Here is a 15,477-nt window from a genome sequence, read left to right as displayed (position 1 = left end):
GTTTTGTTTAGGATTCTATTTTTGACTTATATCAAAAAGTAGATTAAAATCATTAGAAATTGAATACATGGCTAGTAATGACCATATAGCGACCATTATCCAATATAATGTTGGTGTTTCCTTTTTAGTTACAGATTCTACAAAATGAATTTCTTCACTACGTATCACATGAACTAAACCAAGACATATGAATATGGCCCAAAACCAAGACCAATCAAAAATAATAGCAAAAGCCATTAAAAATAATGCCATTATGGTTTTCCATTTATTCATTTTAATAATAAAATTGTTCATAATCTATAAATACTGTAGAGATAGAATACACTGCCATTAAGATCCAGCTTACAATAATGATCCAATAGAGTAGTGTATGTTCTTTTTTTTCGATAGGTTCAATAAAATACGTTGTTCCTCTTAAAATATCTGGAATTACCCAAAGTAAAAATAGTATTCCCCAAGCCCATGTCCAATTCATTATCATGGCGATATACATCAGTACAAGGGCAATAATAGTTCGCCATTTCATAGTTTTTTTCATGTGTTAAGATTTTACATTATTGAAACTTAGGCCAAAACGACTTAGCATTTTTTTCTCCATAGTCCAAAAGAAGTTAAATTGACCAAATAACCAGCCATAAAGCACTAAAAATAGTTGGTAAAAGATAAAACTTAAAACGATAAATAGAGGGTAATAAAGAAAAGGATTTAAGTTCTCTAAAGTTATACCTACTAATTTTAAAAATGGTCTTCCTATGGTTATAGATGTTGATCCTGTAATAGAAAACACAAAAAGGATAACTACCAATTGCCAAGGTTTCTCAATATTCCATCGTGTCATTAATTTTTTCATAAGCTTTACGTTTTTAGATGCTGCAAATCTATAATCTGTTTTAAAATTAAGATTTGACTTAAATCAAAAAACATAAAATATCGCGCTAAATAATGATTTTGACATAGGTCAAAAAAAAGACTATTTATGGCTTCTACATTTGCCGTAAATATTTTTTGCGATGAAGAAAACCATACTGTTAACCCTATTTGTTTCTGTTTTTTCTTGTGGTGAAAAGGACAATCCACTACTTGGTTTATGGAAAGTAGATAGCAAATTTTATAAAGGGACTTGCCAAATTCTTGAAGATAATAATGAAGTTAAAGGTTTAGTGCTTTATTACAATGATGATACCACTGTGTATTCATACAAAGATGGTCAAGCTAAACATTATTTTTTTAATAATATAAAAAAGCATGATGATGTGTACATAGATGCCGTTTCAGGCGCTACAAACACAGAAAAATCAAGTGATTTAGTCACCCTTGATTTGATTAGTAAAGACACCTTAGAAGTCAAGACTTATCTCATGAAAAAACCAATAAAAGAAATCTGGATTAAACAATAAAAACAGAATTATAAACTATGAAAAAAACAATTAAATTTTTAAGCTTTAGCGTTATTCTATCACTACTTATCATTGGGTGTTCTACCGATAGTATTAGAAATATTGCAGGCGAAAATGGAGCGATAGTTCCATTACCAATTGGCCCAACAGAAGTAAATCCGGTAGACATAAATGAAAATACTAATGGGTTTTATTTACTTGAAAGAATGCAAGGTCAATGGGTTGGAACTAACCGTGTTATTGCAGATGATTTTGATTGGTTTGCTTGGGATTATAGAGCCAATTCACCATCTCAAATTCATGGTATTTTTGAAGGAGGTACATTAGGTAATTTATTAACCTCTTTTTTTGTAACCAATTTTAAAGATAAACGCACTATTATGGCACGTAATGGTGGTTTGTTAAACGGTATTTATCGCTCTAGCTATTTTGTGTTAGATAGTGTGCGTACAGATGTTAATGGAGATTACTATAGACTTGTAGATGCTATTGGAGGCACAGGAACCATGTATATGGAACTGCGTTTTAAACAAGATAGTTTGTATTGGAACGCCTACACAAGCCGACTTGGTACTGTGGTGCCACCAGCAAGACACATGACCTTTAAAGGGAAATTAAATGATTTTGAATTAGCGCAAACAGCTGCCGAAACTGTAGGTTTCCCTCAAAACACACCAGCTTGGGATTTTTCAGAAGGATTTATGGAAGAGTATCTTTATGTAAATCCAGGTGATAATGAACCAGTTTCTGCTACTTTTTTAGCGCAAGGACCAGATAATACTAATCTCTTAGGCTTAGCTCAAGAGTCTGGAGATCCCTTTATTATAACAGATCATCCATATCTATCAATCTTACAAGTTAATATTACCAGACACACTGCTATTGAAAATAAAACACTGTTTGTAAATCTAACTAAAAACGCTTTTACAGATGAGTATGGTTATTTCGTTGCAGATTTTGAAGCCTATAATTCAAGTCTATTGTTTTCCGAATTATCACAAAATGAAGACAGCTTGTTCCTTACCTATTTACATCCAGGAACCTATTATATAAATGTAACAGCCGACCTTAATGAAGATGGTATTATTTCCGAAGGCGATATGACGCATATTCAACGAACAATCACCATAGCACCAGAAAGCGAACCAGAAATAACAATTGATAACATTAATGTACAAAATTAAGAGCATGAACAAGAACATATTAGTCATTACCATTTTTGCTATTGGCTTATTAGAAAGTTGCACCACTGCAATTCTAGATGAAGGCACAGTAGATACACTACCACCAATAACGAGAATGGTTACATACAGTTCAGACGTCGAAACAATTATGTTTAATCGATGTGTGACTTGCCATGGAGGATCGGCACCACAAAGCGGATTAGACTTAACTAATTATCAAAATACACGTTTTTCTGCGGAAATGGGAAGCTTAATTCAACGTATGAATAACACCACAAATCCAATGCCACCCAACGGATTAGTGTCACCAGAACTAAGACAAATTATGGACAAATGGGTAACCGATGGTTTCCTTGAAAATTAAAAATATAACACAAATGAAGACATTAATATTATTACTCGCATTGCTTATTACAAGTTTTGCTTCTGCCCAAAAATATTTTACCAAAACAGGAACAACAGCATTTAAAGCTTCGGTTGAAGCTTTTGAACCTATAGAAGCTGTTAATGAAAGTACTACAGCTATTTTAAATACACAAACTGGAGCTATAGCGACATTACTTTTTGTCAAAGCATTTCACTTTGAAATTGCTTTAATGGAAGAGCATTTTAACGAAAACTATATGGATTCCGATAAATTTCCAAAGGCTACTTTTAAAGGTCAGTTAGACGGCTTTTCAATGGATTTACTGTCTAATGCTGATAAAGAATTCACCTTAAAAGGCATCTTAACGATAAGAGGAAAAACAAAGGCTATTGAAACCGTTGCTAAAATTAAAAATGGAGATGGCAACATCACTTTAGTGTCCTCATTTAGCGTGTCACCACATGATTTTGATATAGCTATTCCAAATATTGTAAGAACTAAAATTGCAAAAGATATAACCATAAAATTATGCTATGAGCTTGTCCAAAAAAACTAAAATTATAACAATAATCTTGATAAGCCTTGCTTTTGCTGGTTATGGTGTGTATAACTATACTTATAAAGCGCATAAAACCATAGACGAATTAGAGCTTAAATATTCGGGAACTTCTGAGGTGTTTTTAAAAAAAATAAAAACGAATGCTAAGCACTGGCAAAATGTGGTAGTGCAACTAAACGGAACTATAACCGCAAAAGATAACAAAGGCATCACCTTAAATCATAGTACGTATTGCCAATTAGATGATGTAGCCTTATTGCCTTCATTAGAGATAGCGCAGAAAGTAACCATTAAAGGTCGAATGATTGGCTATGATGATTTATTAGAAGAAGTTAAAATAGACCAAACCATTATTAAAAATTAAATTAATGAAAAATTATTTATTAGCAATTACAGTGATGTGTTGTGGTTTAAATACCCTTTTTGCACAAGACGATTTATTACTTGAGTTAGAAGCAGAAACACAGGAAGAACCTTATGAACAACCTGCTTTTAAAGCCATGAAAATAGGAAATTTACAATCGACTAAAGTCGCTTCAAAAGGTGATTTGTATATGTATGTATCTCATAGATTTGGAACGTTAAAAGATGGTTTAACTACTTTTTTTGGATTTGATAATGCCAATACTAAAATACAATTAGTATATGGTGTGCATGATGGTATTCAGTTAGGATTAGCAAGAGAATCGATAAGAAAAACGTATTCATCGCACATAAAAGCGAAACTCATTGGTCAGTCTAAAGAATTTCCTGTGCATGTTGTGGCTTACGCTACAGCAAATATTAGAACAGATTTACGACAAGAACAATACCCATTATTAGAATTTGGTGATCGTATGAGTTATGCCACACAACTCTTAATTTCGAGACGATTTAGTAATACTTTTTCATTTGAAATTGCACCAACCTTTGTAAGACAAAATTTAGTGTTAGAACCATTTCAAAAACACAATCAAATAGCTTTAGGTGCTGGTGGACGCATGAAAGTGAGTAAACGTATGTCTGTAAATGTGGATTATGTTTATAATTTCAGCAGAAACGAAAATTCTATTTACAACAATCCATTAACCTTTGGTTTAGATATTGAAACTGGAGGTCACGTATTTCAGTTATTATTCTCTAATGCACAATCTACTAACGAACCAGGTTTTATTAGTAATGCAGAAGGGAAGTGGTTTGAAGATGTATTTTTTGGGTTTAATATTGTCAGAGTATTCTAAAAGAAAAACCTAATTATTCAACTAAAATAAGGCTTACATTTATGATGTGAGCCTTATTTATTTTCCTCTTATTCTACTCAAAGTTTCTTGAGATATTCCAAGCATAGAAGCAATGTGTCCAAGATTTGCACGCTGTGTAATGGTTGGAAAAGCAGACGTTAACAACGCATATTTTTCTTTAGCCGATAAAAAGTAATACCCTTTAAAGAAATCATCAAGCAAAGCCATTTGCTCTTCTATAACCAATCTACCAAAACGTTCTAATTTGGCATGTTTTAAGTATAATTCTTGCCATTGGTTATAGGATAAGGACATCAATACAGAATCCTCAGTTGTTTCAATATATTCTGATGATGGTTTTCTTAAAATATAGCTATGCCAAGACGTCGTTATCATATTTTCAGGATAAATCCAATACGTAATATCTTTTCCTTTTTGGTAATGATACGTTCTAACGGTTCCTTCAGCAATAAAATACAATCGATCACAAGTTTGACCCTCTTTTAGTAAAAGGTGTCCTTTAGGGACGTTTTCTAATAAAACCATGTCAAGAATATCTTGCTCTGCTTCAATAGAAAGGTTAATAAATTGCTTTATATAGTTTATAAATTGTTCCATCGTTCAAAAATAGGAAAGAGCGTTTAAAATTCACGTATAGAATTTAAGTAAAATACATAGGAGCGAAGCAACAGCACTATTTTAGTATTACATTAACAGCTTAATCATACACAATGGATTAATTTTATTAAAAAATACATTTATCAAATTTGGATTTACAGAAAGCAAACCACAAACTTGTCAAAGTTGAAGACATCGATACCGATTATTTCATTTACTGTCTAGAAGCCGTTGAAGATGAAGACGTCAAAACCATTACCGAAACGCAAACTAAATTAGAGCAATTAACCTTACAATCAGGAATTACCAGTATTTATAATACCTGCGATACCATTGAAGGTTTAGAAGCTAGATTTGACACGCTCTTATTAGACGATCATAATTTTATAGATTATGAAATTATTTACCTCGTTATTTCAGGTGAATCCAATACCATTTCTTTAAATAATTATAATTACACGCTACAGGAAATTGCCGAAATGTTTGAAGGACGCTTAGCAGGTAAAATTCTTCATTTTTCAAATATTAAAATCTTAGATTTAGACGACGAAGAGGCACAATATTTTTTAGATATCACTGGAGCAAGAGCCGTTTCTGGCTACGGTTATGCCAACAATGGGATAACAAGTGCTCATCTCGATATGGCATTTTTTAATCTGTTTAAAGACGATGATAATATGCTAGAAGTCGTAGAAGAGTTGCACCAAAAACACTACAAACTGTGTCAACTACTAGATTTTAGACTGTATTATTAAACTATGGCCTAAAATACTTTTTTGCTAATTGAACTGTCCTAGTTCAATATTGTCTTTTCTATATATTTTTCTTAACCTTTTTTCTTCGGAAATGGTAATGAAATGAAGTTTATCTGTTTCAGGAATATTTGTTTTATAGAAAACAGACAAATCCTTCTAGGATATTTTACATAATACTACATTATAGCTATCAAAATGGAAATAAAGACTTAAACAACATAATAAGTATTTGTATCATAAAGTCCTTCCGTTATGTAACTTGAGCTTTATTAACGAGGTTCTTATTTAAAATTAAAGAGTTCATGAATCTCGTAAACTCGATTTGGTAAAAAGCGAAAGTTCTTGCTAAAGTTTATTTAAAAAATTTATTCTAAAAGTTTCTTCTACAATGTTAATGGAACCCGAAGGGTTCACGTGCACCTATTTATTAAAATAGAGTGGGCGAGTAAACACTCTTTTTGCGTAGCGACGGTAGGAGAGAAGCGGAATGTTTGTGGAATGGAATAGATTTTATATATAACACTTAAACCTATTATTTCACGTTCCTGTACTTTTCCTTTCACTATTTAAAAGTATTTCGTTGCTTTGTCTAAACCATGAATAGCAACAAAAAAACAAATACTAGTAATACTACGATTTCTCTTTATTGGAAATGCCAGTTAATAGGATGGAGCATTGTTTCTATTTATTGGGCATATACAGTATATACAAGAGATAATTACGGCATTTTTTATACGTTGTTAAATTATGTATTAGATATTTCTATAGGAATATTTTTAACACATATGTACAGGCGATTTGCCTTAAAAGCTAAATGGAGTAGTTTGCCCATAAGGCAATTACTAATCCGTTTACTGCCTACTATACTTTTATTAGCGGTTTTATATGTATTAATAAGTAACTTAAAGTGGTATATTTTTAGAACACTTTTTGTAATTAAAAATGTTGATTTTTTAGAATCAATTATTTATTGGGATCCTATATTACTTACTGGGCTAAGATTAATGTCCATTTGGTTATTGGCGTATCATTTGTATCATTATTATCAGAAAGAAGTTGTTACAGCAAAAGAAAATGCTCAATTATCTATCATAGCTAAACAAGCACAATTAGATAATTTATCGGCTCAATTGAATCCGCATTTCTTATTCAACTCGCTAAATTCGATAAAGTCATTAGTAATTGAAAACCCTAACGTTGCAAGAAGAGCTATTGATTTATTATCAGATTTATTGCGTTCCTCATTATATGAAAAAGACAAAGATTTAATACCTATAAAGGAAGAATTGTCTTTGGTAAAAGATTATATCGAATTAGAAAAGATGCGTTTTGAGGAACGACTTCAATTAAAAACGAATATTGATAACGACCTCATTAATTATAAGATTCCTACACTAAGTATACAGTTGTTAATTGAAAATGCAATTAAACATGGAATCGACTTAAAAATTGGTGGTGGCATTATTTTCTTGAAAATTAAAAAGAAGGATAACAATATTTATCTTACAGTTGAGAATCCTGGAGTAATTAATCAACATAAAAATGGTGGATTAGGTTTAAAAAATTTAAAAAAGCGTCTAGAAATTCAATATAAAAATAACGCTAGTTTTAGTTTAACAGCTAAAGAAAATGACTGTGTAGTTGCAGAAATAATAATTCCAATGCATATAGAAGATGAAAAGATATAAAACCATAATCATTGATGATGAACGTTTAGCGAGAGAAGAAGTAAAACGTGCATTAGAAAAACATCAAGAGTTTGAAATTATTGGCGAGGCAAGTCATGTAGATGAGGCTATATCTTTAATTGAAGAATTAAAACCAGATATTTTGTTCTTAGATATTCACATGCCTGGTAAATCTGGATTTGATTTATTGGAAGAATTAACAAATGTACCAGATGTTGTTTTTACTACTGCTTATGATCAATACGCTGTAAAAGCTTTTGAGATGAATGCGTTAGATTATTTAGTTAAGCCATTGAGAGATGAACGTTTTTCTAAAACTATAGAAAAGGTAAAGTTGGAATTATCTAAAAGAGTAAAATTAGAGCCTACTACTTTACAAATGCATCAAAAGATTTTCATTAAAGATGGTGAAAAATGTCATTTTATTCCGCTAACAGATATTCACTTTATTGAATCTTTAGAAAACTATGCACGTCTTTATTTTGGTTCTGATAAAGCGATGATTAAACGTTCTTTAAATTTATTAGCAGAAAAATTAGATCCTAAAGTCTTTTTCCGGGTTAATCGAAGTCAAATGATTAACATAAACTACATCAAAGAGATTCATCCATACTTCAATAATAAATTGCAAATTATATTAACTACTGGAGAAAAAGTAGAAGTATCTAGTAGGCAATCCGTCAAGTTTAAAAACTGGAATAGTTTATAAAGAAGTAATCGTTCCGTTATCTAACGTTCATTTGCATTTATTTGCGCTCATGTACTTTTCCTTTTTTGATAGAAAAATACACCTTTACTTTGTGTTATAATTAATTTAAAAGCCATATTATGAGTTATTTAAAAGAAGTATTTCAAATAGTAAAAATCATTTTTCTAGTTATCATTTCTCTGTTATTTTATTGCTGTGAAGACAACACTTTAGTAGCAAAACAGCCAACATTAACCGATTATGCGGTTGGTGAAAAATGGACTTGGAAATATAAAGGTGTAACAACTGAAGGAGAAGTACGTTCAGATGGAAAAGACACAAGAAAAATAATTAATATAGATGGTGCTTTAGGTATGATCATTGGAAAAGACACTATTCCAGTATCAGATATAGTAAAACCAGAAACAAGTAAAACACCAAAATATAAGTGGCCATTAGAAGTAGGGAAAAAATGGAAATATGAAAAAAACTGGACAAGTCAAGATGGTACCACAGGAAAACAAAGTCAAGATGCAGAAGTTTTGTCTTTTAAAGAAGAAAGAGTAGGAGCAGGAACATTTATGGCTTATACCATTGAATACAAAGGAACCGTTTCAAATTCAAGAGGATACAACGCACAAACAGATGAAGTTTGGTTATACGCACCAGAAATAAAAAACTTTATTAAAATGACGCAAACACAAGACGGCTTTTTGTATAATGAAGAGTTAATACGTTACGCTAACCCAAATAAAAAGTAACAATGAAAAAATCAGTCCTGATATTATTTTTAATCACAATTAGTATGACTTCTTTTGCGCAAGAAGTGGCATTTAAGAAGGTGGTACTATCAGATTCAATAGCGCTTGCAAATCAAATGCAGCAATTAGCAGTATTATGTGATACTCAAAATTTATCAGAATTAGATGTATTTAAGTTCCAGTTAATTAGAGGTAATTATAAAGAGGCTTTAGTTACTTTCAAAAAAAGAATTAAAGAAACACCAATAGATCAAAGACAGTATTTAGATATATACATGCATTATGTAGAAGCTAAACTTTCTAAGAACTTTAAAGGTGCCTTTAAAAAATCTTACAGAAAATACGTAAAGAATTCTGATGATATACAAGTTATTAATTTAGATAAAGCATTAATAATTAGAGATCCTACAGATTATTATGTGAGTAATTTTAATAGCGCATATAATGCTATTAAATCAGAAAAAATAGCACAAGCTAAAGCTAAGGATTTAGTAAAAAAATATTTTTTAAGCACTGTATTTTCATCAACTAGAGCTATTTATTTTGAAGAAATAAAGCAAGATCATAAACGTAGATATGTTGTAAATGATAGTGTCGTAATTCCGATGAAAGATGGTGCAGAAGTTTCAGTTGTAGTCGTAAAACGAAAAGGAAATTCAACTACTAAAAAATCTGCAATATTAGTTTCTTCAATTTATACAGGAACAAATGTGGCTTCAACAATGTTAGCTGCATCCAAAGGATATGTTGGAGTTATTGCCAATACAAGAGGAAAAAGATGGAGTAAAAGCGACATAAAACCTCTTGAATATGAAAACACAGATGTCTATGAAGTCATTGATTGGATTAGCAAGCAATCTTGGTCAAATCAAAAAGTAGCCATGATTGGAGGTAGTTACAATGGCTTTACACAATGGGCTTCAATGAAACACAAAGTGCATCCGTCGTTAAAAACAATAGTTCCAATGGTAGCAATTGCACCTGGAATTGATTATCCAATGGAAAATAATGTGCTACATAATTATTCATATTCTTGGAATTTTTATGTAACCAACAACAAGTTTTTAGACTTTAAAGCTTCAAATGATTTTAATCGTTGGAATACCTTAAAAAATACGTGGTACAAAACTGGAATTGCGTTTAATAAGTTAGATAGTTTAGATGGTCAAGTCAATAAACTGTGGAATACATATATGCAACATCCTAGTTATGATGATTTTTGGAAAAAAATGATTCCATATAAACAAGAATTTGCAAAAATTGACATTCCAATTTTAACAATTACTGGTTATTATGATGACTCACAAAGAGGAGCAATGCATTATTTTAATGAGCATCATAAATATGCGAAAAATTCAAACCATTATTTATTAGTTGGCCCTTATGATCATTGGACTGCACAAACGAAACCAGAGGAAAGTTTAAGAAATTATAAATTAGACAAAACTGCTTTAATAAATATTGAAGAAGACATTATTTATCAATGGTTTGATTACATTTTAAATGGAAAAGAAAAGCCAAGTATTTTAAAAGATAAAGTAAACTTTCAAGTAATGGATACAGATACTTGGATGCATAAATCGAGTTTAAGTGCCATGACAAATGACACCTTGACTTTTCATTTAAGTGCTGAAAAAATAAAGGATGTTTATACTTTAAAATCGAAAAAAAATAACTTTAAAATCGAAATGAAAGTTGATTTTAAGGATAGAGAAAGCATGAATAATACCGAACATTATCCTTGGCCTCTAGAACGTGAACAAATCAATTTAAAAGATGGATTGGTTTTTAAATCTGAAGAATTAAAAGACGATGTTATTATTAACGGATCATTTTTTGGTAATCTTGAATTTTCAATTAATAAAAAAGACGTTGATTATTCTGTAATTGTATACCAGCTAACACCAGAAAACAAATATTTTCATTTAAGCTATTATATTGGTAGAGCAAGTTTTGCAAAAGATAGAGAAAAACGTGTTTTATTAACACCAAATGAATTCACAGAAATCTCTTTTAATAATTCTAAATTAATCAGTAAAAAAATAGAAAAAGGAAGTCATATTGTAATTGTTGTAAATGTAAATAAAAACAACAACGCACAAATAAATTATGGTTCTGGAAAAGATGTCAATGAAGAAAATATTAAAGATGCTGTAATTCCTTTACAAATAAATTTCACTGGTAACAGTAGTATTTCATTGCCTATTTGGAATTCTAGAAAATAAACTTCTATTTTAAAACTTTGACAAACAATTTTGCGTCATATACCAAAAATTTATGTTAATAAAAAAATATACAACCGATTGGATTACAAATTTTACAGAACTAAAACATGAAATTGAAAAGGGTTTAAATGGAATTGAATATCACATTGAGCATGTTGGCAGTACTTCTGTCCCAAATTTGGATTCAAAACCAATAATTGACATTGATATTATTTATAAAAACGAATCTGAATTTGAAAAAATAAAATCTGGACTAATTAATATCGGGTACTATCATAACGGAAATCAAGGAATTGAAAAACGAGAGGTTTTTAAAAGAAACAGAGAATCATCGCATTGGGTTTTAGACACAATTACGCATCACCTGTATGTTTGCATTAAAAACAGTGAACCTCTTAAAAGACACATTTTGATGCGGAATTTTTTACGAAAAAATGATTGGGCTAGATTAAAATATCAGGAAATGAAATACGAGTTGGCAGAAAAAGCAAATCAAGATAAAAAGCTGTACGCTGAATTGAAAGAATTGAATGTCAATGAATTTATTGACGAAATTATAGAAAAGGAAAAAACTAACCTTCAACGAAAAAGCAATACGAAAAAGATATAGAATCTAATTATAAAACGCTTAAACCTCGAATCTTACGTCCCTGTACTTTTCCTTTCCCTTTATATATGTATTCCATTACTTTGACTAAAAATCGATAATAGTATAAATACAAAAAAGATGAAAACTAAAACGTCCATACAACTATCAAAAATACTTGGAGTATTAATTGGGTTTCCAATTATTGCAACACTTATTTCAATATTACTTTCAAGTCAACCTGTTATATCAGGTATTGACCTTAAATCGTTAAACTCATTTTTAGATGCGTATTATTTAAATTATGTACTTATCATTTCTTGGTATTTACTTCAATTATATATCATATCTAAAATTTTAAAAGATTCTAATTGGTCATGGAGTGATATTGGAATTGCGTTATCTAAAAAGAAAATGATTTATTCTATTATGGGATATTTAATTATTGCATTTGGATTACTCATTTTTATAGAAATGGCACTAGCTAAATCAACTATAAACATTGAAAAATTAAACTCAATCCCTTCATTTAGCCCCAAAACAACAACAGCTAGAGTGATTTTTGTTTTTTTAGCATTGGTTGCTGGTATCGTAGAAGAAATTGTATACCGAGGTTTTGCAATAAAATCTTTAATGAGTCATAAAGTAAACAAATGGCTAGCAGTTCTAATAGCATCTATACCTTTTATTTTTCAACATGGAATGAGAGCAATAGACTCAATTACTGGAAATGGAATTTGGGTTGGATGGTATTTTGTTTGGGGTATAGTATTCGGAGTTATTTTTCTTTTTTCTAAAAAATTATACATTAACATAATAATCCACTGGCTAGTGATATTATCTGCAATGGTTGGAATTCTACAAGCAATTAAATAGTTTATTTACTTTATCAATCATGAAAAATAAAGAAGAAAAGAAAAATTATCGTTGGCAAACTGCCTTTAGTGTGTTAATACTTTTTGTAATAGGATCATTAATAAATATCCCATTTAGCAGAGAGGTAAAAAGATTAAATATAGAAGCTGGAATACCCAACGTTCGATTAAGTAATTCTATTTTCGACGACGTTATAACTATTGGAATTAGTAGTTTAATCCTAGGTGCTATTTTGGTGTTTATTGGATTATGGGTTGCATCTAAAACAAATTTAGGAGTACCTGTTATTGCTAGGTTTTTTTCAAAACAATCTGTTGCAAAATTAATAGATTGGAAAACGATTTTATCTAGTATAGTTTTGTCTATAATTGTAGCGTTAATTCTATTAGGATTATTTGAATTACAGAAAGAATTGTATCCTGTTGTTGGTAAAATGTCTAGGCCAGAAAAACCTTTTTACGCGCTTGTTGCCTTTTCTGCAGGTATTAGTGAGGAGATCATGTTTAGGTTAGGCTTAATGTCATTAATAATTGCGATTATTCAATTTATAAGAAAAGTAGAAAGTCCTTCCAATAAAATAGTTTGGTCAGGTATTATCATTTCTGCATTATTTTTTGGATTAATACATCTTCCATTGTCAAAGAATTTTGTGGAGTTAAGCCCTTTTTCAATTGGTGTCACTATGGTTGGAAACTTAATAACTGGTTCAACTTTTGGATGGATATTTTGGAAAAGAGGTCTTTTGGTAGCTATTATAGCTCACATAGTATTCGATTTGGTTTTCCATGTTATAGGTACGCCATTCACATAGAATAAATAAAAGCATTAGTAAGTGAAACAATTATAGTGGCTCATCGTCTTTAAGATACATCAATCAATCAATCAATCAAAAAATAGTATGACAGTTATAGTAGTAGGTGCAAGTGGTGCCACAGGAAGCAAATTAGTAGAGCAACTTCTAATAGGGAAACATAAAGTAAAAGTCATTGTTAGATCACCAGATAAATTACCAGAATCCTGGAAAACCAATAAGAACTTACAAATTATCACTGCAAGTGTATTAGACTTAAGTGATACAGAAATGCGCGAAATTGTAAGCGATTGTAATGCAGTTGCGTCTTGCCTTGGGCATAATTTAACTTGGAAAGGCATCTACGGACAACCTAGAAAACTAGTCACAGATGCCACAAGACGTTTATGCAATGCCATAACATCAAATAACCTACAAAGTCCAACAAAGTTTGTTTTAATGAATACCACAGGAAATCGTAATCGCGATTTAAATGAACCCATTTCTTTTGCTCAAAAATGCGTCATTGGTCTTCTTCGTTTGTTATTGCCACCTCATGTAGATAATGAAAAAGCTGCTGATTATTTACGAACACAAATTGGTCAAAACAATAATGCTATTGAATGGATTGCAGTGCGACCAGATGGCTTAATTAACGAAGAGGAAGTCACCGATTATGAGATACATCCTTCTCCAACAAGGAGTGCTATTTTTAATGCTGGTAAGGTAAGCCGTATTAATGTAGGTCACTTTATGACTAGCTTAATCACTGATAGCAAATTATGGAATAAATGGAAAGGGCAAATGCCTGTAATTTATAGTGTATCACATTAATCAATCATCAATCAAAAACGAATATTTTCATGTTTTTTAAATCAAAAGAAGGGAAAGAAATAATTCTAAAACTTTATAGTCAAAAGCTTCAAAATCTTAATATTACTTATACTGAAGAAATAGCTGAAACCCAATTTGGAAATACCAATGTTATAGTAACAGGAGATACAGAACTACCACCTTTAGTCCTCATTCATGGCACTGGAGGTTGTGCACCTTTAATGTTAGAATCATTTTCAGGCTTAACAAAGAATTATTGTGTTTATGCAGTAGACGTATTGGCACAGCCAAATAAAAGCGATGAAAAGAGGTTACAAATGAAAACCCTAGACTACGGACAATGGTTATTAGAGGTTATTATTAAATTAGGTCTTACCAACGTGACTTTAGTCGGATTTTCTTTTGGTGGACTCATCAGCTTAAAAGCTCTAGAATTTAGTCAAATACAAATAAAAGAAGTCTTTCTAATAGCGCCTGTTTATATAGTAAACGGAAATCCTCTTTTAGGCTTTTTTAAATTGTTTTTGCCTTTAAAAAAGTTCATAAAAACAAATAATCAGCAATACATTAAAAAAGTAATGAATGTGCTTTTTACCGAATATGATGATTTTGCATTAACATTTATGTCAACTACTTTTCAGCATTGCAACATGGATTTTTCGCCTTTACCAATAATATCAAAGAAGAATGCTCAAAATATAAATACACCAATTACAATTTTTGCAGCAGAAAAAGATCTTATGTTTCCTGGAGGGAAAATGATAAAAAGATCGAAAAGAATTTTTCCAACTTTAAAGGAAGTAGTTTTACTTAACGAATCTAAACACGTACCTAGTAATAAAGGGTTCAATGAGATAGAAGAGAAGATATTAAATAGCTTGTAAATTTAGATTAACCATTAATTCTTATTTCATAGTATTATGTAAAAT

The 15,477-nt window shown here is 30.6% G+C and carries 20 protein-coding genes; 16 read left to right on the top strand and 4 right to left on the bottom strand.

The window, feature by feature from the left end; all coding sequences use genetic code 11:
* Positions 1 to 15: 15 nt before the first annotated feature.
* From TD29_RS14720 to TD29_RS14710, 3 genes are read right to left on the bottom strand one after another with little or no spacing between them, the layout of a single operon-like run.
* Positions 16 to 294 (bottom strand): hypothetical protein, encoded by a 279-nt coding sequence (locus TD29_RS14720; RefSeq protein ID WP_040281672.1) that lies wholly within the window; start codon positions 292 to 294, stop codon positions 16 to 18.
* Complete coding sequence (locus TD29_RS14715) at positions 275 to 538, bottom strand: hypothetical protein (RefSeq protein ID WP_040281670.1); 264 nt, start codon at positions 536 to 538, stop codon at positions 275 to 277. Before TD29_RS14715 ends, TD29_RS14720 begins: the two co-directional genes overlap by 20 nt.
* A 3-nt stretch (positions 539 to 541) precedes the next feature.
* The gene (locus tag TD29_RS14710) at positions 542 to 850 is read right to left on the bottom strand and encodes a DUF6787 family protein (protein ID WP_040281668.1); all 309 of its coding nucleotides are present in this window, start codon (positions 848 to 850) and stop codon (positions 542 to 544) included.
* 160 nt (positions 851 to 1,010) lie between these two features.
* Between TD29_RS14710 and TD29_RS14705 the strand changes: the two genes are divergently transcribed.
* From TD29_RS14705 to TD29_RS14680, 6 genes are read left to right on the top strand one after another with little or no spacing between them, the layout of a single operon-like run.
* A complete protein-coding gene (locus TD29_RS14705) occupies positions 1,011 to 1,397 on the top strand; it encodes a hypothetical protein (protein ID WP_040281667.1) in 387 nt (128 codons plus the stop codon).
* Between the two features lie 17 nt (positions 1,398 to 1,414).
* On the top strand, positions 1,415 to 2,581 hold the full coding sequence (locus TD29_RS14700) for a hypothetical protein (protein WP_040281665.1): 1,167 nt from the start codon (positions 1,415 to 1,417) through the stop codon (positions 2,579 to 2,581).
* A 4-nt stretch (positions 2,582 to 2,585) separates the two neighbouring features.
* Positions 2,586 to 2,945, top strand: a complete 360-nt coding sequence (locus TD29_RS14695; RefSeq protein ID WP_152611535.1) for a hypothetical protein — start codon at positions 2,586 to 2,588, stop codon at positions 2,943 to 2,945.
* A 13-nt stretch (positions 2,946 to 2,958) separates the two neighbouring features.
* The gene (locus TD29_RS14690) at positions 2,959 to 3,504 is read left to right on the top strand and encodes a YceI family protein (RefSeq protein ID WP_040282192.1); all 546 of its coding nucleotides are present in this window, start codon (positions 2,959 to 2,961) and stop codon (positions 3,502 to 3,504) included.
* Between the two features lie 16 nt (positions 3,505 to 3,520).
* On the top strand, positions 3,521 to 3,871 hold the full coding sequence (locus tag TD29_RS14685; protein WP_152611534.1) for a hypothetical protein: 351 nt from the start codon (positions 3,521 to 3,523) through the stop codon (positions 3,869 to 3,871).
* 4 nt (positions 3,872 to 3,875) lie between these two features.
* Positions 3,876 to 4,727: a DUF5777 family beta-barrel protein gene (locus tag TD29_RS14680; RefSeq protein WP_040281662.1), complete on the top strand. Its 852-nt coding sequence runs from the start codon at positions 3,876 to 3,878 to the stop codon at positions 4,725 to 4,727.
* Positions 4,728 to 4,784: 57 nt separating this feature from the next.
* Here the strand turns inward: TD29_RS14680 and TD29_RS14675 are convergent, their stop codons facing one another.
* Complete coding sequence (locus TD29_RS14675) at positions 4,785 to 5,345, bottom strand: Crp/Fnr family transcriptional regulator (protein ID WP_040281661.1); 561 nt, start codon at positions 5,343 to 5,345, stop codon at positions 4,785 to 4,787.
* A 194-nt stretch (positions 5,346 to 5,539) separates the two neighbouring features.
* On the opposite strand from TD29_RS14675, the gene TD29_RS14670 reads away from it, so the two are divergent.
* The 10 genes from TD29_RS14670 to TD29_RS14625 all read left to right on the top strand — a co-directional run bounded on the left by TD29_RS14670 (position 5,540) and on the right by TD29_RS14625 (position 15,432).
* Positions 5,540 to 6,100: a DUF6642 family protein gene (locus tag TD29_RS14670; RefSeq protein ID WP_040282190.1), complete on the top strand. Its 561-nt coding sequence runs from the start codon at positions 5,540 to 5,542 to the stop codon at positions 6,098 to 6,100.
* A 596-nt stretch (positions 6,101 to 6,696) separates the two neighbouring features.
* Complete coding sequence (locus TD29_RS14665) at positions 6,697 to 7,788, top strand: sensor histidine kinase (RefSeq protein ID WP_040281660.1); 1,092 nt, start codon at positions 6,697 to 6,699, stop codon at positions 7,786 to 7,788.
* Complete coding sequence (locus tag TD29_RS14660) at positions 7,775 to 8,497, top strand: LytR/AlgR family response regulator transcription factor (protein WP_040281659.1); 723 nt, start codon at positions 7,775 to 7,777, stop codon at positions 8,495 to 8,497. The genes TD29_RS14665 and TD29_RS14660 overlap by 14 nt, the downstream gene beginning before the upstream one ends.
* 119 nt (positions 8,498 to 8,616) lie before the next feature.
* Positions 8,617 to 9,237 carry a hypothetical protein gene (locus tag TD29_RS14655; RefSeq protein ID WP_040281658.1) on the top strand — a complete coding sequence of 207 codons (621 nt, stop codon included), beginning with the start codon at positions 8,617 to 8,619 and terminating at the stop codon, positions 9,235 to 9,237.
* 2 nt (positions 9,238 to 9,239) lie between these two features.
* Positions 9,240 to 11,462 carry a CocE/NonD family hydrolase gene (locus TD29_RS14650; protein WP_084203498.1) on the top strand — a complete coding sequence of 741 codons (2,223 nt, stop codon included), beginning with the start codon at positions 9,240 to 9,242 and terminating at the stop codon, positions 11,460 to 11,462.
* A gap of 52 nt (positions 11,463 to 11,514) precedes the next feature.
* Entirely contained in the window at positions 11,515 to 12,072 is a 558-nt protein-coding gene (locus tag TD29_RS14645) for a GrpB family protein (protein ID WP_052467135.1), read from the top strand.
* A gap of 117 nt (positions 12,073 to 12,189) precedes the next feature.
* Positions 12,190 to 12,924, top strand: coding sequence for a CPBP family intramembrane glutamic endopeptidase (locus tag TD29_RS14640; RefSeq protein WP_040281656.1), 735 nt, complete (start codon positions 12,190 to 12,192; stop codon positions 12,922 to 12,924).
* Between the two features lie 19 nt (positions 12,925 to 12,943).
* The gene (locus TD29_RS18040) at positions 12,944 to 13,735 is read left to right on the top strand and encodes a CPBP family intramembrane glutamic endopeptidase (protein WP_152611533.1); all 792 of its coding nucleotides are present in this window, start codon (positions 12,944 to 12,946) and stop codon (positions 13,733 to 13,735) included.
* A gap of 87 nt (positions 13,736 to 13,822) precedes the next feature.
* Positions 13,823 to 14,548 (top strand): NAD(P)-dependent oxidoreductase, encoded by a 726-nt coding sequence (locus TD29_RS14630; protein ID WP_040281654.1) that lies wholly within the window; start codon positions 13,823 to 13,825, stop codon positions 14,546 to 14,548.
* Between the two features lie 29 nt (positions 14,549 to 14,577).
* Positions 14,578 to 15,432 (top strand): alpha/beta fold hydrolase, encoded by an 855-nt coding sequence (locus tag TD29_RS14625; protein WP_040281652.1) that lies wholly within the window; start codon positions 14,578 to 14,580, stop codon positions 15,430 to 15,432.
* Positions 15,433 to 15,477: the final 45 nt, after the last annotated feature.

Source organism: Psychroserpens damuponensis, assembly GCF_000826655.1.
Taxonomy (GTDB): domain Bacteria; phylum Bacteroidota; class Bacteroidia; order Flavobacteriales; family Flavobacteriaceae; genus Psychroserpens; species Psychroserpens damuponensis.
The sequence above is the reverse complement of the archived record's forward strand: the minus strand, read 5'-3'. Positions and strand labels throughout refer to the sequence as shown.